Here is a 16,331-nt window from a genome sequence, read left to right as displayed (position 1 = left end):
TTGCATCTAGATTCCAGCACAAGGCTGGAATGATGAATGACTATTCAGCGAAGTATGCCTTGGCCTTGGCGATGACGTCTTCGACCTTGACCATGGTGAACTGCTTTTCGTTGCGGAACTTCCATTCAACTTCGCCGTTCACAAGGCCCTTCTTGCCGATGGCGATACGCACCGGAGAACCCCAGAGGTCAGCGTCCTTGAACTTCACGCCCGGACGTTCGTCGCGATCGTCGACGAGCACGTCGATGCCGGCTGCTTCGAGTTCCTTCTCGAGCTTCTCGGCGAGTTCCACGAGTTCGGCTTCCTTGCCGATCGGGACGATTTCGACCTGGAACGGAGCGATGGACTTGGGCCAAATCGGTCCGAAGTCATCGTGGCTGTTTTCCACGACGGATGCCATCAAGCGGCCCACGCCGATGCCGTAGCAGCCCATGATGGCGGGAGCGGTGGTCTTTTCGGCGGTGAGGAACTTAGCACCCATAGATTCAGAGAACTTGGTGCCGAGCTTGAAGATGTTACCCATTTCGATACCGCGGGTTTCCGTGAGGAGTTCGCCGCAGCAGGGGCACTTGCAGACTTCGGAAGCTTCGGCGATGTCGGCAACTTCGAACTTCGGGAAGTCGCGCTTCGGGTTGCAATGCTTGAAGTGGAAGCCTTCTTCGTTCGCGCCCGTCACGAGGTCGAAGGAATCAGCGATTGCTTCGTCCACGATGATGCGGGTGTCGTGTGCATTAATCGGGGATGCAAAGCCCGGAACCATGCCGCAAGCCTTGATGAGGCTGTCTTCGGCCGGGTAAAGTTCCTTCGCCTTCAGCAAGTTGTGAAGCTTGATTTCGGAAACGTCGAGGTTCCCCGGAACCACGACCGTGATGAGCTTGCCTTCGAAGTCGAAGAACACGCACTTGGCGGTGGATTCAGCCGGAACGTTCAGGAACTTGGTAATTTCTTCGATGCTTTCGCTGTTCGGCGTTGCAACCTTTTCGAGGGCTGCATTTTCGTCGCCCTTGAACGGCACACGCTGGAACTTAGCGATTTCGCGGTTGGCCTGGTAGCCGCACTTCTTACAAAGGATCAAGTAGTCTTCGCCGTTCGGAGTATCCAGCATGAATTCGTGAGCGACCTTACCGCCCATGATACCCGTATCGCTTTGCACCACCACCGGTTCAATGCCCACGCGACGGTAGATGCGGAGGTAAGCATCGTATTCTTCCTGGTAGTGACGGTCGAGGTCTTCCTGGCTGGTGTGGAAGCTGTAGGCGTCCTTCATCAAGAATTCGCGGACGCGGATGAGGCCGCCGCGGGCGCGGGCTTCGTCGCGGTACTTGGTCTTGAACTGGTAGAGCATCACCGGCAGCTGCTTGTAACTGTTCAGCACGTAGCGAACGAGGTCCGTCATGGCTTCTTCGTGCGTCATGGCGAGCACCATGTTGTGGTTATTGCGGTCCTTGAAGCGGAGCAGTTCTTCGCCGATGGCCTGGTAACGGCCCGATTCGCTCCAGAGTTCAGCGGTCTGCACCACCGGCAGGTCCACTTCGATACCGCCAATCTTGTTCATTTCTTCGCGGATGATGTTCACGATCTTCTGGATCACGCGGAAACCCATCGGCATCATGGAGTAGATACCGGTAGAAACGGGCTTGATATAGCCGCCGCGCATGAGGAAGATGTGGGAGGGCATGGTGGCGTCGCTCGGCGTTTCGCGGAGCGTTACGTAGAAGTACTTGGAGAGTTTCATTGTAATGACCTTTTAAAATTTTTACGGCGTAAATTTAGCTTTTTTTGTATTTTGCAGTCATGGAATTTTTAAACAGGTTGCGGGAAAAATCCGCTATTCAAAAAACGGAGAAGTTTTTTCCGGCTTTTGCTTTTTTAGGCGGATTCAGCTGGGATTCGATGACGATAGGGAGTAAGGTCTATGGTTCGGACCTTGTCTTTTTATCTTTTTATTATGTGGTCGCTCTTGTTGCTATTTATTTCATTGCTACGCGAAAAAATGTCGATTGTTGCGATAATGCAAATGAAGATGAATCTGAGTCTAAAGTTTTGCATCGCTTTTATCATAAAGTATTGTCTATTGAATGGCCGCAAAGTTGGATTGACCGATTGACTTGGCTTGTTCAGTTTTGTTTTGGAAATCTCTGTAGTGCTCTCGTTATTTGCTATTTCAAAAGTTCAGGTTCCATAGCTGCGTTTATCTTTGTGCTTGTTTTGGCGATGCTCCTCGTTGGCAATGAATTCTTGAAAAAGAAGTACGAAAACTTTGGTGTTTGCCTTGCATTTTTCTGCTTGCTTGGAACGATGTTCTTTAACTTTTTGATACCACATTTAGTTCATGGTATGGGAACATTTTGGTTCTTTTTAAGCACTCTATTGTCCGTTGGAATTTGCTATTTACTTTGGATGAAATCTTTGCGTGATTTTGCTCGCAATAAATTCTTTTTGATAGCTCCCATAACGATTAGTGTTGTTTTGTCAGTATTCTATCTTGCAAATTGGATTGCTCCGGTGCCGCTTGTTTTAAAACAACAAATCGTGTGCAAAAATTTTGATCGTGAAACGTATTCGTGTGATGCTGATAATCTCGATTTTTGGCAAAGAATTGGTTTTAAGGGCTTAACAATTCACAAAGATGAAGGGGATGAAATTTACTTTATGTCATCCGTTTATGCGCCTGCAGAACTTAAGGCCCCAATAGAGTATCGTTGGTATTACAAGGAACCATCTACAAATAAATTTAAATTAACGGATAAAATTACATCTAGTCGAATGGTTATTCGAGGGGGGCGGGATCAAGGTTACCGCAGCTATTCTCGGAAGAAAAATATCCCTATGGGGACGTATCGTGTGGAAACGGCATATAAAGATGGGGCCGTTATTGGATCGACCTCGTTTAAAGTGCTCGATGGACAGCCAGAAAATGGGTTTGTCCGTGATTCACTCCGTTAAAATTATGTATATTAAAACGCGAAAATAGGGGTGGTACCACTCCTAGCGATTTTGACTTTAAGGAGTCTTTAAAAAATGAAACTGAAAAAGATTGCTCTTGGTGCTGCAGCTCTAGCTCTAGTTGCTTGCGGTGAAGCACAAAAACCGATTGCTAAAACAGCAGCTATTACACCTGATTCTTCGGATGACCAAAAATTTGCATACATGCTTGGTGCTCAGTTCGGTCTTCAGAACTTCTCGAACCTTCCGTGGCAAACTGGTGAAGCTATTGACGAAGATGTTGTTGTTCAGGCTTTCCGTGATGCTTTCGGCAACATGAAGGATTCTACCATCAAGTTGCAGCTCCCGCAGGATTCTCTTGGTGCAATTAGCAGACGAATCCAGAGTGCTATGCGTGAACGTTATGTTAAGGTTCAACCGGATACGAATGTGACTAAGAACATGGACGGTGACCAGATTCGCGCTTATGTGGATTCTCTTCGTAAGGCTTTGCCGGTCAGTGCTGCTCCGGCCGTGAAGAATGAAAAGGTGACGCTCCCGGAAGTTCCTTCTGAACAGCAAAAGTTCTCTTACCTCGTTGGTTTCCAGTTCGGTAATCAGTTCTACAGCATCGGTCGTCAGTTCGATACAGAATTTGATGGTGAGTATTTTATCCTCGGTATTCGTGATGCTGGTAAGCGCGTTCGTGACACTACGTACACGATGGCTGTTCCGGACGACACTTTGAAGGCAGTCGGCGACCGCTTCATGGAAAAATCGAAGAAACTTAACGAAGAAAGGATGAAGAAGGCTAAGGAAGAAGAAGAAAAGCTCAAGGCTGAAGTTGCCTCTCTCCGTGGTGATACTCTTGCAAATGGCATGCCTGCTAAGATGAACTTCAGTGTGAAGGCTTCGGGCATCACTGTCAAGGGCGAAGACCTGAGTGCATTTGCTGGCAAGCCGCTCCTCATGTTCTACTTCTCTGCAACTTGCGGTCACTGCGCTCATGCAGCTCCGCAGATTCTTGAAATTGCAAAGGAATTTGCTCCGAAGGGTCTCACGACCGTTTCTATCGCTAGCGGTGGAAACAACAAGCCGGGCATCCGTCGCTTCATTGACGATGCTAAGTTCGACGAAAACATCAGCGTTATGTGGGATGAATCTCGTCAGTTCGGTGAACTTTATAGCGATGGCTATGTTCCTAAGGTTTACCTCGTGAATCCGGATGGCACGTACAAGCAGTACGCAGCATTCGAACGCGAAAAGGATGACTTGAAGAAGGAAATCTCGGAACTCCTCCAAGGCAAGAACGTCGAATGGAAGATTGAAGTGAAGCCGGCTGCAGATACTGCAAAGGCTTCGGAAGCCAAGCAGCAACCCAAGAAGGAAGTAAAGCCGCCCAAGGCTAAGAAGTAATTCTTCTGATATAATTTTTGGGAACGCATCTCGCATCGCGGGATGCGTTCTTTTTTGTAGTGCATTTTTTTATAGCCGTATTGCCCGTTATTTTTTAAATTTGGCGCATGATTATCGCAGAATTTGATGTCGTTGTTGTCGGAGGCGGTCACGCTGGAATTGAAGCAACCCATGCTGCATGGAAAATCGGTGTCAAAACCGCCATGCTTACGATGGATTTGAACGCTATTGGTCGAATGTCTTGCAACCCTGCTGTGGGTGGTGTAGCGAAAGGCCAAATCGTTCGCGACATTGACGCTCTTGGTGGCCTCATGGGTCTTTTGACTGACAAGGCGGGTATCCAGTTCCGCATGCTCAACATGAGCAAGGGCCCTGCCGTTTGGGGGCCGCGTGCGCAATGCGATATGAAGTATTACAGCGAAGTTGCCCGCGAAACAATGGAAAGTTTGCAGGGGCTTACGCTGATTCAAGGTGAACTGGCATCGTTTGAACGCATGAACGATGGTCGCTTGGAACTCACGCTCTTGAACGGCGACCGCTACATCACGCGTGCACTCGTCATTACGAGCGGAACGTTCCTTGCATCCAAGATGTTTACCGGTCTTGAAACGAGCATCGGTGGGCGAGTTGGCGAACCGAGTGCTGATAAACTCTCGGAATGTTTGGCGAAGAATGGAATTCGTTTGCGTCGCTTGAAGACTGGAACGCCGAGTCGCCTCGATCCTGATTCGATTGATTTTAATGAATGTGATGTGCAACATGGCGATGATAAGCCGTGGCCGATGAGCGACCGTCATTTTGACGGCGCGACTCCCGACAAGTTTTGGGGCGACCAGGTCAATAAGTTTATCCGCAATGATTGCGTTTGCTGGATTACTCGTACGAACATAAAAACGCACGATATTTTGCGTAGCGGTTTCAAGGACAGCCCGATGTTCAGCGGCCGTATTCACGGCAAGGGCCCGCGCTACTGCCCGAGTATCGAAGATAAAATCAACCGTTTTGGCGACCGCGACGGGCACCAGCTGTTCCTCGAACCGGAACAGGCTGACATCGGGCGTGTGTACATCAATGGCTTTAGTTCAAGCTTGCCGGCTGACATCCAGCTTGCTGCCATCCACACGATTCCGGGTCTTACGCGCGCAAAGGTTTTGCAAATCGGTTACGCTGTCGAATATGATTCCGTGGATGCCACGCAGCTTTATCCGACGTTTGAATGTAAGCACGTGCCCGGAATTTATTTTGCAGGCCAAGTTTGCGGTACGAGCGGTTACGAAGAAGCCGCCGGTCAGGGCCTTATGGCAGGCATCAACGCAGCACTCAAGGTCAAGGGTGAGGAACCGTTCATTCTTGGACGCTCCGAAAGCTATCTCGGAGTGATGGTCGATGACCTTGTGAACATCTTGCTCGATGAACCATACCGCATGTTCACGAGCCGTGCCGAATACCGCTTGTTCCTTCGCAGCGACAATGCCGAGATGCGCCTCAAGGAAAAGGCTCGCAAAATTGGCATGATTAGCGACCGAGACTGGTTTGATTGGGACCGCCGCCGTAACTTCATGGCTGATCTCAAGACGAAATTTGCAGAAACGTCTGCAACACCGGAAGAAGCAAACGTCATTCTCGAAGCGGGCGGTCAGGCTCTTGCCTCCGAACGCACCCGCTGGATTAACGTGCTCCGCCGCCCGGGCATTGATCCTGAGACATTCTTTAAGGTGGCAGCTCCCGATGCCCAAATCACGCGCCGTGACCAGTGGTACATGTACGCCGAAGAGCTCTATGCCGGATTCTTCGACCGTCAGGAACGCGAAATTGACGACCAGAAGAAGATGGAAAAGGTTAAGCTCTCGCCGGACTTCGATTACATGTCCATTACAGCCATCAGCATTGAAAGCCGCCAGCGCCTCAACGCCCACAAACCGCTAACGCTTGGGCAAGCAAGCCGCGTGCCTGGAGTGCGCCCCGCCGATATCACAGTCCTCGCGCATTGGATTGAATCTAGAACCTAGTCAATAGTCATTGGTCAATAGTTGATGATGCCTCAAAAGGTACGGCTATTTGGCTAACGACTACTGACTAATAACTAAGGACCATAGCGTGTTCACTTGCAATTTCATAGTTTTTTACTATCTTTGCGCCCGTCAACTTAAACAATTTTCCAAGAGGTATATTTATGGCAGAAGAAGCAGAAGTCAAATCCACAGAAGAAGTTAAGCCTCAGGAAACAAAATCCCAAGAAAAATCTCAAGTAAAGAAGGCTCCGTCCAAGAAAAAGCGCCCGTTCAACGGTAAGCGCAAGGGCGCTGCTCCTGCTGCTGCAAAGAAGCCGGCTGTCTTTAGTGATTCCCTGGAAGACCGTTTCCCCAACCTCGCTGCAAAGCTCAAGAAGTCCATCGAAGATGGTATCAAGCAGAAGATCAAGGACGCTCAGAACGATCCGAAGGTCAAGGCCGCCTCTAAGAAATTTGCTAAGGATAAGTAATCTTACTTCTCAAAATCTTTTGAAAATGCTCCGCACCGCGGGGCATTTTTTTTATAGAATTTTAGAATATCAAAAGCGAGATTTTTACTTTAAAATCCAATTGTCAAGAAATCGTATTGATAACAAAAGCGTCGGCCAAGGATGGGGAGGGTGCAGGGAGGGGCCCGTGCGGCCTTCGCAACTCCGAGCTGGGGCTCCGCCCGCATGAAGTACTTTTTCTGATTAAAATAGAAGCATCCAGTCAAGGCAGAATGCCTTATTCTTACTTGCCAAATACCCCTTCAATAGTTAATTTTATCATGTTTACGGGAGCTCGTACAACGGGCTGAGAGGAAGTTGAAAACTTCGACCGAACCTGATTTGGATAATGCCAACGTAGGGAGGTTCCATTGAACTCAAATCCAGTCAAAATCAACGGTGAAAACGTCGCAGCGGCAGGCATGACCATTGCCGAATATTTGGCGTCCGCAAATTACGATACAAAGCGCATCGCTGTTGAACGCAACTTGAAAATCGTCCCCAAATCAAAGTATGCCGAGGTCGTCCTCGAAGCGGGGGATGTCGTCGAAGTTGTGAACTTTGTTGGAGGCGGGTGATGGAAAGCGTTCGAATCCCGAGCAGGGAAGAGTTCCGACGCGCACTCGTACAAAAGCAAGGCGAAGAAATTGTTCAAAAATTGGAACAGGCCACAGTTGCCATCTGTGGTGTAGGTGGACTTGGCTCTAATGTCGCCATCAATCTCGCTCGCGCGGGCATCAAGAAGCTCATTCTCGTGGATTTTGACCGTGTTGACGTGACGAACTTGCAACGCCAGCAGTACAAGGCATCTCAGGTTGGAGAGCCTAAAGCGTTTGCGCTCGTTGATAATTTGAAAGAAATAGCACCGTACACAGAGTTTGAAGCGTACGACGAAAAAATCACGGAAGACAACATCGACAAGTTCGTGGCAAATGCCGATGTTGTATGCGAAGCGTTCGACAATCCCGAAACAAAGTCGATGCTTGTAAACGCTGTGCTTGAGAAGTATCCGCAAAAGTATCTCGTTGCCGCCTCTGGAATGGCAGGCACGGATGATGCGAATTCTATCAAGACGCGTAAGATTTCAAAACATTTTTACCTCTGTGGCGATGGCAAGAGCGACGTGACTCAAGGACTTGCACTCCTCGCTCCACGCGTGCAGATTTGCGCAGCGCATGAGGCGCTCACGATTATCCGGATTATTGCCGGTCTAGAAGTTTAACATAAAGGACATGCAAATGAATTCTGACAAACTTGTTATTGGCGGTCATGAATTTGATTCTCGTTTTATTCTCGGTTCTGGAAAGTATTCCCTCAAGCTCATTGAAGCTGCGGTTAAGGATGCTGGCGCTCAAATTGTAACGCTTGCCGTTCGCCGTGCAAACACGAAGGAACACGAAAACATCCTCGACTACATTCCGAAAAACGTCACGCTTTTGCCGAACACATCGGGCGCCCGCAATGCCGAAGAAGCAGTCCGCATCGCAAAACTCTCCCGTGAACTTGGTTGCGGTGACTTTGTGAAAATCGAAATCATGCGCGATACCAAGTACTTGCTCCCGGACAATGCCGAAACCATCAAGGCTACCGAAACGCTTGCGAAGGAAGGCTTTGTGGTGATGCCTTACATGTACCCGGATTTGAACGTGGCTCGTGACCTCGTGAATGCTGGTGCTGCTGCCGTGATGCCGCTTGCGTCTCCAATCGGTTCGAACAAGGGACTTTGCACAAAAGACTTTATCCAAATTTTGATTGACGAAATCGAGCTCCCGATTATCGTGGATGCGGGAATCGGTAAACCGTCCGAAGCTTGTGCCGCCATGGAAATGGGCGCCGCCGCCATTATGGCAAATACCGCTCTTGCAACCGCAGGCGACCTTACGCAAATGGCAACCGCATTCAAACTTGCCATTGAAGCCGGCCGCAAGGCTTACCTTGCTGGGCTTGGCCGTGTGCTTTCTCGTGGCGCATCTGCATCTGACCCGCTTACAGGATTCTTGAGGGATTAAGATGGCAGAACGCAAAGACAACAATTACTTTTTTGATTCTGGAAATCTCTCGCCGGCGGCTCTAGAACGCAAGCACAGAATCGAAACAGACCCGTCTGTCCGCACGGACATCATGGAATATCTGCCGGGAATGGAAGTGATTCACTCCGACATCCGCGACAAGGTTCTTGATGCATTCGAAAGTTACGACGCTTCCAAGTACACCGCTCGCGATGTGCAGTTCGCCTTGCAGCACGACACATGCTCCATCGAAGATTTCAAGGCTTTGCTTTCTCCTGCGGCAGCTCCGTTCCTCGAACAGATGGCAGCCAAGGCAAAGATTGAGACGGGCCGCCATTTCGGCAACAATGTTTATCTCTTTACGCCGCTCTACATCGCGAACTATTGCGAAAACTACTGCGTCTATTGCGGTTTCAACTGCTACAATCACATCAAGCGTATGCAGCTGAACATGGAACAGATCGAGCACGAGATGAAGGTCATCGCCGACAGCGGCATGGAAGAAGTCTTGTTGCTCACGGGCGAAAGCCGCGCCAAAAGCAGTGTCGAATACATCGGTGAAGCTTGCAAGCTTGCACGCAAGTACTTCAAGCTCGTAGGCGTTGAAGTTTACCCGGTGAATGTCGATGAATACAAGTACTTGCACGAATGCGGCGTCGATTACGTGACGGTATTCCAAGAAACATACGACCGCAAGCGCTATGAACAACTTCATTTGCTTGGCCACAAGCGCGTGTTCCCATACCGCTTTGATTCTCAGGAACGCGCTCTCATGGGTGGCATGCGCGGTTGCGGATTCTCGGCGCTTCTCGGACTTTCGGATTTCCGCCGTGATGCCCTCGCCAGCGCTCTGCACGTTTACTACTTGCAAAAGAAGTACCCGCATGCCGAAATGAGCCTCAGCTGTCCGCGTCTCCGTCCGATTGTGAACAACGAAAAAATCAGCCCGCTTGACGTTCACGAAAAGGAACTCTGCCAGGTGCTTTGCGCCTACCGCATCTTCCTCCCGTTCGTGGGCATTACAGTCTCGAGCCGCGAAAGCAAGGAATTCCGCAATGGCATCGTGAAAATCGCCGCCACGAAGATTTCCGCAGGCGTCTCGACCGGTATCGGTGACCACGAAAGCAAATACAGCGGGCACGACGATGGGGAAGGCGGCGATGAACAGTTCGAAATCAATGACGGCCGCAGCATCGACAAAATGTACGCTGACATGAGCAGCGAAGGTATGCAACCCGTGCTGAACGACTATCTCTACGTGTAATGAGCCTTCGGCGCAGTTACTACCGGTACGCAGCTATCATACAAAACTACGGCTATTTGCCGTAGTTACAAGAAAACGCCTCGGAAAAATCCGAGGCGTTTCGTTAATTCATTTTAAATTACTTGCTCTTTGCGCAACCTTTGCGGCCGTATGTAGAGAAGCATGTTCCATATTTCGACCTGTAAGCTGTATTCCAGCTGCCTTCGTTTGGAAGAATGTAAACTTCAACAGAAAAACCTGGATTGTCTGGATCAGACCAACGGATGCTCACAGTGAAACGTTCGTTGTCGTTTTCCTTCTTGCCTGCATTAAGTGCCTTACTTTGGAATATTGTTCTCTTGGGTGCTGTTCGGTAGTATGTGGAGGAGCCTTTTTTCCATGGAATCGATGTATATGTATCGCCTCCATTTTTAACGTTGGCATCTCCGCCCTTTTTATATCGGTCGGCGATAATGTCGGCAACACCGTCAAAGTTTGCGTCTTTCAATGCCCAATAGAAAGTTCCATCTTGGCCAATTAATTCGCTAACATTGTACTTTGTATTAGCTTTATCATGACGTCCCTGAATGTTTATGGAATACCTATCATGCAATTCGATTACGAAAAGGGCTGCTCCTTGATCGGATGAAAGACCTTCATTTAGTCTATTAATTAGAGTATTCTTGTTCGTTGGATTGTTTATAGCTTCTGATGGTTCGTAGTATGTCATTGCATCCATGTCCTCAATAAGCGCTAAGTTGATAGCGTTTCTGAGGTCATAGAGCTTCATAAGGTCGATTTTCTCACGAGCCTTTTCTCCGGCACCAAACATCTTTGGCATAGCTACGGTGGAGAGAATGCTCATAATAGCGAGAACCACCATAAGCTCCATGAGGGTTATACCCCTCTTTGAATTTATAGTTCTCATAATATCGCTCCATATTTTATGGCAATAGCCTTTTTCTCAAAGATATAAAATGTTTAAAGATTTGCGACATGTTTTTGCAAGAAAAATGTAAATTTCGTGAGAAAAAGCACAATTTTCCATACTTTAAATGGCTTTATTCCAAAGCGGAGTATTTTTTCTACCTTTAAAAACATGAAAAATCTTGATACAACGCTTTATTTCATTACAGATAGTACTAGTGTTCCTGCTGAAAAATTTTTGCCAACTGTAGAGGCTGCATGCAAAGGCGGGGCTACGCTTATTCAATTGCGCGAAAAGAACCGCTCGACGCGCGAATACATGGAACTTGCGACTGCGACTCATGAGGTGACTAAGCGTTATGGAATTCCGCTGATAATCGATGACCGTGTTGATGTTGCTTTGGCTATCGGGGCCGAAGGTGTGCATGTCGGTCAGACGGATATGCCGGTGGCTGTGGCTCGTCAGTTGATGGGTGCTGATAAAATAATTGGAGCCACGACGAAGACTGTTCCGCAGGCTCTTGAAGCGTATGAGCAAGGAGCCGATTACCTGGGCGTGGGGGCGATTTATCCGACAACGACCAAGGTCGTTACGATTCTTACGAGTGTAGATACGCTCAAGGCTATTGTGAAGGCTGTTCCCATCAAGGTTAATGCTATTGGCGGGCTGAACAAGGATAATATTGATGTCCTCAAGGGGTCTGGCATTTCTGGCATTTGCGCTGTTTCGGCAATTATGAAAGCCGCCGATCCGGAAAAAGCGACACGAGAATTGAAGCAGGCTTTTTTTAAACTAGTCAATAGTCATTAGTCTTTAGTTATTAGTTTTTAATTTGGCAGCTATGCTGCGATTATAAAAACCAATGACCAATAACCATCAACCAATAACTAATTGATTATTACTATCTTTTACCGCGATGAAAAAGAATTTAAAGAATACTTTGTCGTTCGTTGTCGATGTGGGCAACTCACATACGGTACTTGGTATATTCAAGGGCGACAAGGTTGTTGATCATTGGAGACTTACAACTCGCAAGGAAACCACTTCGGACGAAGTGATGAACCGCGTGGGTGGTCTTATTCATTTTTCGAAAATCAAGCCCGAATCTGTGACGCATGTGGGACTTTCGACTGTGGTCCCTTCGCTTGAACGTCCGTGGGTCAAGGCTTTGCAAACCCTCCTCAAGCGCCCTGTGCAAGTGGTGAGTTCCTCAAACTGCCTCAATTGCCCGATTGCGTACCCGAACCCGAGCACGCTTGGTGCAGACCGTCTTTGCAATATCATTGCGCTCAAGGAACGCGGATTGACGGATGCTATTGTCATCGACATGGGAACGGCCACGACCTTCGATGTCATGAAGGATGGCGGATTTGCCGGTGGTATCATCATTCCGGGTATCAGTGCAAGCCTCGATGTGCTTACGGAAAAAGCGGCTCGTCTTTTGCCGGTTAGCATTGAATGGCCAAAGCATCTTATCGCAAATAACACGGATGATGCAATCCGAGCGGGTCTACTGTTTGGATTTATGGCAGAACTCGAAACGCTCGTTGCAAAAATTAAGCAGGAAATGGGGAAGAAAGATGTTCCTGTTTTTGCAACTGGTGGTTGGGGTAGAACCATTGTCGGGCATACAAAGATTATCGATACTTACGATCCTTACTTGACTCTTGATGGTGTCCGCCTTGTGGCGCTTCGCGGAGATTCTGCTGCTGAAGTCATCGACAAGGATGCCGAGGAATAGGAACTAGGTTCTTTGAGGGAGAAATGAAAGCTTTTTTAATTGGTCTTGCTTTAGCAACGATGGTTTATGCCGAAATCGGTTCTTCGCCGGTTATCGGTTCTGAGCGAACCCGCAACTTGCGAGGGTTGGATTACGCCCCGATGCTTTTTGAATACCATCGTCAGACGGTGGGCGAGGGGCGGCATTTCTTCACTTATCCGCGCCGCGATACAACGTTCCAAAAGGATTTTTACAAGAATCATAAAAATGCGATGGCATTTTTTGAAAACGATAGCAACTCCTCGCACCGGTTTGCGATTGCGGTTTCTCCGATTTTGGGAATTGATTACAAGTCTTCGTCGGTAGTTGGCGATACGATATGGCCGTCGATTGATGGCGGACTTTTCATCCGCGGTTTTGCGGACTCTCTTGATTTTGACCTTGATGCTAGAATTTATGCCGAAGGTCATTCTGCAAAAAAGCCTAAAAGCTATGACTATGAAGTTTTCGATGTGCAATCGAAAGACAATGGCGATGGCGGAATTGATTATGTGAGTTTTGCCCGCTACCGTGCTCACTTTGCATTCAATTACGCTTGGGCACGCCTGCAATTAGCTCGTGATGTTTTGCACTGGGGCCCTGGTTACTACAACAACCTTTCGCTTAACCAGTTCGCGCTTCCGTATAACATGCTTTCGTTGGACTTGACGTTTGGTCCGTTGCGCATTTACACTATCTATGCCGACCTTCGTGTGGACTCATGGAGTTATAGCATGGATAATTTGAATGACCGCAATCTTTACGCGCATCGCTATGAACTTGCTTTCAAGAACGTAACATTCGGTATTTCTGAATTGCAGGTCCTTTATAATGAGAACAAACCGTGGCTCTTTGTGCCGGTAGCTCCGCTTTTTATTGAAAAGGGAAATTACTCTGAACATGTGAATAATGGCGCACTCGCATTCGACTTCAACGTGCAATTGTTCAAGATGGCTCGTGTCTACGGTGAATTCTTCCTCGACGATATGGAGTCTCCGTATGCCGTTTACCAGAACCGTTATAGCAATAACCGCTGGGCCGCCATGTTTGGTTTCCAGATTGCTCGCGATATGGAAGTGAAAGGCAAGGCTTTGCAGTTGGGGACTATCGCCGAAATGGCACGTGTGGAACCATTTACTTATTGCCATTACGATACGGCTCAGGCGCAGATTGCGCACCTTGGTCTTCCGCTGGGCAACCCGAATGGTCCAAATTCTCTTGCCATAGACTGGACTCTTTATAGCCGCCTTTTCTGGAATGCTTCGGCAAGGTTTTTCTTTAGTCTCCATAATAAGTGGCTTTGGAAGGGAATTGATTATGGTAGCAATATTGATGACCCTTACAAGACGAAGAGAAAGAAGTTCATTAATAATGCACCTTTGCAATACACGATTGCACCGTCGTTTAGCTATAGTGGACAATATGCTTCTTTTGAACTGGAACTTCTTTTTGGGGAAAATAGGGGTGTTTTCTCGAGAGCTACATTCCATTGGTAATTATTTGTAGCTATTTTTTTCGGGGATATATGAAGCATTTAAACTTGCTTAAATAATTAAAGAGAGTTGGGTATGTCCAAAATAATGGGATTATTCTCGAATTTTAGAGTCCGCAAGCGCGTTTTGGCTCTTGCGGATGCTTTTATCGTTGTTGTTGCTGGACTTTTTGCAAATTTTCCTTTACCTTTGTATGCGAAAGCGATTGACCGCGCCGATCAATTTGCGATTTTCTTTTTAAGTGTTATTCTTTGCTTTAGCGCCCTGTTGTTCTATGGTGCCTATAATAAGCTTTGGCGCTACCTCAACCGGTATGATTACCTGAGTTGCATCAAGGGTATATTCTCTGGTCTTGTTGCTACACACTTTTTCTTTTATTTAGTCAGGGGCGAACTGTATTGGGAATTCGCTTTGGTTCAGGCCCTTATTGCAAGCTTGGGCGTTTGTTTTTTCCGTTACATGTTCCGCAATGCGTTTATTTCTCTTGTTGAATTTGGACATCGTGATGCTTTGAAGAAACGGACCATGATTATCGGTGCGGGAAACGCTACGAAGCTCTTGCTCAATGAAATCAGGAATAGTTCCGATGAAGCCGAGAAGGGGCTTGCGACATCGTCTGCATCCCAGATTAATCCGGTTTGCCTCATCGATGACGATCGCTATAAAATCGGCAAGCCGTTTGAAGGTGTGCTTGTCGCCGGCGGTACAAGCGAGATTCCGAAAATTGCAAAGCAAGAAAATATTGAGCAGATTCTGTTTTCTATCCCGAGTTGCCCGCCCAAAGATCGTCAAGTGATTATGGATTTGTGTGGTAAGACCGGACTTCCGGTTAAAGTCCTTCCGTTTGTCGGTTCTCTTTTGCAACCTGCTAATGAAGGAGAGGCTACTAATTTCGTCACTCAGATTCGTGATATCAAGGTCGAGGACCTGCTAGGGCGTGAACCCATCAAGTTCGATAACAAGGACATTCTTGCCTATATCGAAAACAAGGTTTGTATGGTGACTGGCGGTGGTGGTAGCATCGGTAGTGAACTTGTTCGTCAAATTGCAAAGTATAAGCCAAAACAAATTATCATCGTCGATATTTACGAAAATAATGCTTATGATATCCAGCAAGAATTGCTGATGGAATATGGAACGTCGCTCAATCTCGTGACTCTGATTGCTAGCGTTCGTGACTACTTCCGCTTGAGCAAAATTTACAAGACGTATCATCCGGATGTCGTATTCCATGCCGCAGCCCATAAGCATGTGCCGCTGATGGAAAACAATCCGATGGAAGCTATTAAGAATAACGTTGTTGGAACGTTCAACGTGGCTACCCTTGCCATGTTCAACAATGTCAAGAAGTTCGTGATGATCAGTACGGATAAGGCCGTGAATCCGACAAATGTCATGGGAGCTTCCAAGCGTTGCTGCGAAATGATTGTTCGTTTCATGTCTATGCAGAAAGACAGCAATACTGAATTTGTCGTGACTCGCTTTGGTAACGTTCTTGGCTCTAATGGCAGTGTAATTCCGCTATTCAAGCGTCAAATTGAGCAGGGCAAGCCGGTTACTGTGACGCATCCGGAAATTATCCGCTACTTCATGACTATTCCTGAAGCGGTGAGTCTTGTGCTCGAAGCCGCAAGTATTGCCCATGGTGGCGAAATCTTTGTGCTTGATATGGGTATGCCGGTCAAAATTGTAACGCTTGCCGAAAACTTGATTCGTATGTACGGTAAGGTGCCGTATAAAGATGTGCCTATCAAGTTTACTGGACTTCGCCCTGGTGAAAAGATTAAGGAAGAGCTTTTGATGAACGAAGAAGGTCTGAAAAAGACTAAGAACAAGCTAATCTTCATCGGAAAGCAAATCGATATCGATACATCAAAGTTTATTAACGAGTTGTGGAAACTTAAGTGTGCTGCTTCTGAAAATAATGATGAAATAGCCATTCGTGCATTGCATGAAATTGTTCCTACGTTTACGACTCCTGAACAGTTCAATAGCACTGTTTTGAAGGGGGCGTAATCTAAGGAATGGGAGAATCTTAACACTTTCAAACGTCAATAA

14 protein-coding genes and 1 riboswitch are annotated in these 16,331 nt (G+C 47.5%); of the genes, 12 read left to right on the top strand and 2 right to left on the bottom strand.

The window, feature by feature from the left end; translation table 11 throughout:
* Nucleotides 1–40: 40 nt before the first annotated feature.
* Complete coding sequence (locus BUQ91_RS05710; protein WP_074208477.1) at nucleotides 41–1,735, bottom strand: proline--tRNA ligase; 1,695 nt, start codon at nucleotides 1,733–1,735, stop codon at nucleotides 41–43.
* Nucleotides 1,736–1,794: 59 nt separating this feature from the next.
* On the opposite strand from BUQ91_RS05710, the gene BUQ91_RS05705 reads away from it, so the two are divergent.
* The 8 genes from BUQ91_RS05705 to thiH all read left to right on the top strand — a co-directional run bounded on the left by BUQ91_RS05705 (nucleotide 1,795) and on the right by thiH (nucleotide 10,114).
* On the top strand, nucleotides 1,795–2,946 hold the full coding sequence (locus BUQ91_RS05705; RefSeq protein WP_074208476.1) for a DUF2914 domain-containing protein: 1,152 nt from the start codon (nucleotides 1,795–1,797) through the stop codon (nucleotides 2,944–2,946).
* Between the two features lie 75 nt (nucleotides 2,947–3,021).
* Complete coding sequence (locus tag BUQ91_RS05700) at nucleotides 3,022–4,341, top strand: FKBP-type peptidyl-prolyl cis-trans isomerase N-terminal domain-containing protein (RefSeq protein ID WP_074208475.1); 1,320 nt, start codon at nucleotides 3,022–3,024, stop codon at nucleotides 4,339–4,341.
* A gap of 107 nt (nucleotides 4,342–4,448) precedes the next feature.
* Nucleotides 4,449–6,350 carry a tRNA uridine-5-carboxymethylaminomethyl(34) synthesis enzyme MnmG gene (gene mnmG / locus BUQ91_RS05695; RefSeq protein WP_074208474.1) on the top strand — a complete coding sequence of 634 codons (1,902 nt, stop codon included), beginning with the start codon at nucleotides 4,449–4,451 and terminating at the stop codon, nucleotides 6,348–6,350.
* A 164-nt stretch (nucleotides 6,351–6,514) separates the two neighbouring features.
* On the top strand, nucleotides 6,515–6,823 hold the full coding sequence (locus BUQ91_RS05690) for a hypothetical protein (protein WP_072828512.1): 309 nt from the start codon (nucleotides 6,515–6,517) through the stop codon (nucleotides 6,821–6,823).
* A 295-nt stretch (nucleotides 6,824–7,118) separates the two neighbouring features.
* A riboswitch (TPP riboswitch) is annotated at nucleotides 7,119–7,222 on the top strand.
* On the top strand, nucleotides 7,213–7,419 hold the full coding sequence (gene thiS, locus BUQ91_RS05685; protein ID WP_074208936.1) for a sulfur carrier protein ThiS: 207 nt from the start codon (nucleotides 7,213–7,215) through the stop codon (nucleotides 7,417–7,419). (Overlaps the previous riboswitch by 10 nt.)
* The gene (gene thiF / locus BUQ91_RS05680; RefSeq protein ID WP_074208473.1) at nucleotides 7,419–8,063 is read left to right on the top strand and encodes a thiamine biosynthesis protein ThiF; all 645 of its coding nucleotides are present in this window, start codon (nucleotides 7,419–7,421) and stop codon (nucleotides 8,061–8,063) included. The genes thiS and thiF overlap by 1 nt, the downstream gene beginning before the upstream one ends.
* A 16-nt stretch (nucleotides 8,064–8,079) precedes the next feature.
* A complete protein-coding gene (locus BUQ91_RS05675) occupies nucleotides 8,080–8,850 on the top strand; it encodes a thiazole synthase (RefSeq protein WP_074208472.1) in 771 nt (256 codons plus the stop codon).
* A 1-nt stretch (nucleotide 8,851) separates the two neighbouring features.
* On the top strand, nucleotides 8,852–10,114 hold the full coding sequence (gene thiH, locus BUQ91_RS05670; protein ID WP_074208471.1) for a 2-iminoacetate synthase ThiH: 1,263 nt from the start codon (nucleotides 8,852–8,854) through the stop codon (nucleotides 10,112–10,114).
* Nucleotides 10,115–10,232: 118 nt separating this feature from the next.
* Here thiH and BUQ91_RS05665 read toward each other — a convergent pair whose 3' ends face one another.
* On the bottom strand, nucleotides 10,233–11,021 hold the full coding sequence (locus BUQ91_RS05665; RefSeq protein ID WP_074208470.1) for a type II secretion system protein: 789 nt from the start codon (nucleotides 11,019–11,021) through the stop codon (nucleotides 10,233–10,235).
* A gap of 171 nt (nucleotides 11,022–11,192) precedes the next feature.
* Between BUQ91_RS05665 and thiE the strand changes: the two genes are divergently transcribed.
* The 4 genes from thiE (at nucleotide 11,193) to BUQ91_RS05645 (ending at nucleotide 16,289) form a co-directional block, all read left to right on the top strand.
* Nucleotides 11,193–11,831, top strand: a complete 639-nt coding sequence (gene thiE / locus BUQ91_RS05660; protein ID WP_074208469.1) for a thiamine phosphate synthase — start codon at nucleotides 11,193–11,195, stop codon at nucleotides 11,829–11,831.
* Nucleotides 11,832–11,937: 106 nt separating this feature from the next.
* Nucleotides 11,938–12,762: a type III pantothenate kinase gene (locus BUQ91_RS05655; protein ID WP_074208468.1), complete on the top strand. Its 825-nt coding sequence runs from the start codon at nucleotides 11,938–11,940 to the stop codon at nucleotides 12,760–12,762.
* 23 nt (nucleotides 12,763–12,785) lie between these two features.
* Nucleotides 12,786–14,276 (top strand): hypothetical protein, encoded by a 1,491-nt coding sequence (locus BUQ91_RS05650; protein WP_074208467.1) that lies wholly within the window; start codon nucleotides 12,786–12,788, stop codon nucleotides 14,274–14,276.
* A 72-nt stretch (nucleotides 14,277–14,348) separates the two neighbouring features.
* The gene (locus tag BUQ91_RS05645; protein ID WP_072828529.1) at nucleotides 14,349–16,289 is read left to right on the top strand and encodes a polysaccharide biosynthesis protein; all 1,941 of its coding nucleotides are present in this window, start codon (nucleotides 14,349–14,351) and stop codon (nucleotides 16,287–16,289) included.
* Nucleotides 16,290–16,331 lie beyond the last annotated feature (42 nt).

Source organism: Fibrobacter sp. UWB11, assembly GCF_900143015.1.
Lineage (GTDB): Bacteria > Fibrobacterota > Fibrobacteria > Fibrobacterales > Fibrobacteraceae > Fibrobacter.
Note: the sequence above shows the minus strand (reverse complement) of the source record. Positions and strands in the feature narration are given on the sequence as shown.

Coding starts and splice junctions, on each gene's coding strand:
- BUQ91_RS05665 (WP_074208470.1), bottom strand. CDS start 11,021: ATGAGAACTATAAATTCAAAGAGGGGTATAACCCTCATGGAGCTTATG.
- BUQ91_RS05705 (WP_074208476.1), top strand. CDS start 1,795: ATGGAATTTTTAAACAGGTTGCGGGAAAAATCCGCTATTCAAAAAACG.
- BUQ91_RS05675 (WP_074208472.1), top strand. CDS start 8,080: ATGAATTCTGACAAACTTGTTATTGGCGGTCATGAATTTGATTCTCGT.
- mnmG (WP_074208474.1), top strand. CDS start 4,449: ATGATTATCGCAGAATTTGATGTCGTTGTTGTCGGAGGCGGTCACGCT.
- BUQ91_RS05700 (WP_074208475.1), top strand. CDS start 3,022: ATGAAACTGAAAAAGATTGCTCTTGGTGCTGCAGCTCTAGCTCTAGTT.
- BUQ91_RS05645 (WP_072828529.1), top strand. CDS start 14,349: ATGTCCAAAATAATGGGATTATTCTCGAATTTTAGAGTCCGCAAGCGC.
- BUQ91_RS05650 (WP_074208467.1), top strand. CDS start 12,786: ATGAAAGCTTTTTTAATTGGTCTTGCTTTAGCAACGATGGTTTATGCC.
- BUQ91_RS05655 (WP_074208468.1), top strand. CDS start 11,938: ATGAAAAAGAATTTAAAGAATACTTTGTCGTTCGTTGTCGATGTGGGC.
- BUQ91_RS05690 (WP_072828512.1), top strand. CDS start 6,515: ATGGCAGAAGAAGCAGAAGTCAAATCCACAGAAGAAGTTAAGCCTCAG.
- BUQ91_RS05710 (WP_074208477.1), bottom strand. CDS start 1,735: ATGAAACTCTCCAAGTACTTCTACGTAACGCTCCGCGAAACGCCGAGC.
- thiF (WP_074208473.1), top strand. CDS start 7,419: ATGGAAAGCGTTCGAATCCCGAGCAGGGAAGAGTTCCGACGCGCACTC.
- thiE (WP_074208469.1), top strand. CDS start 11,193: ATGAAAAATCTTGATACAACGCTTTATTTCATTACAGATAGTACTAGT.
- thiH (WP_074208471.1), top strand. CDS start 8,852: ATGGCAGAACGCAAAGACAACAATTACTTTTTTGATTCTGGAAATCTC.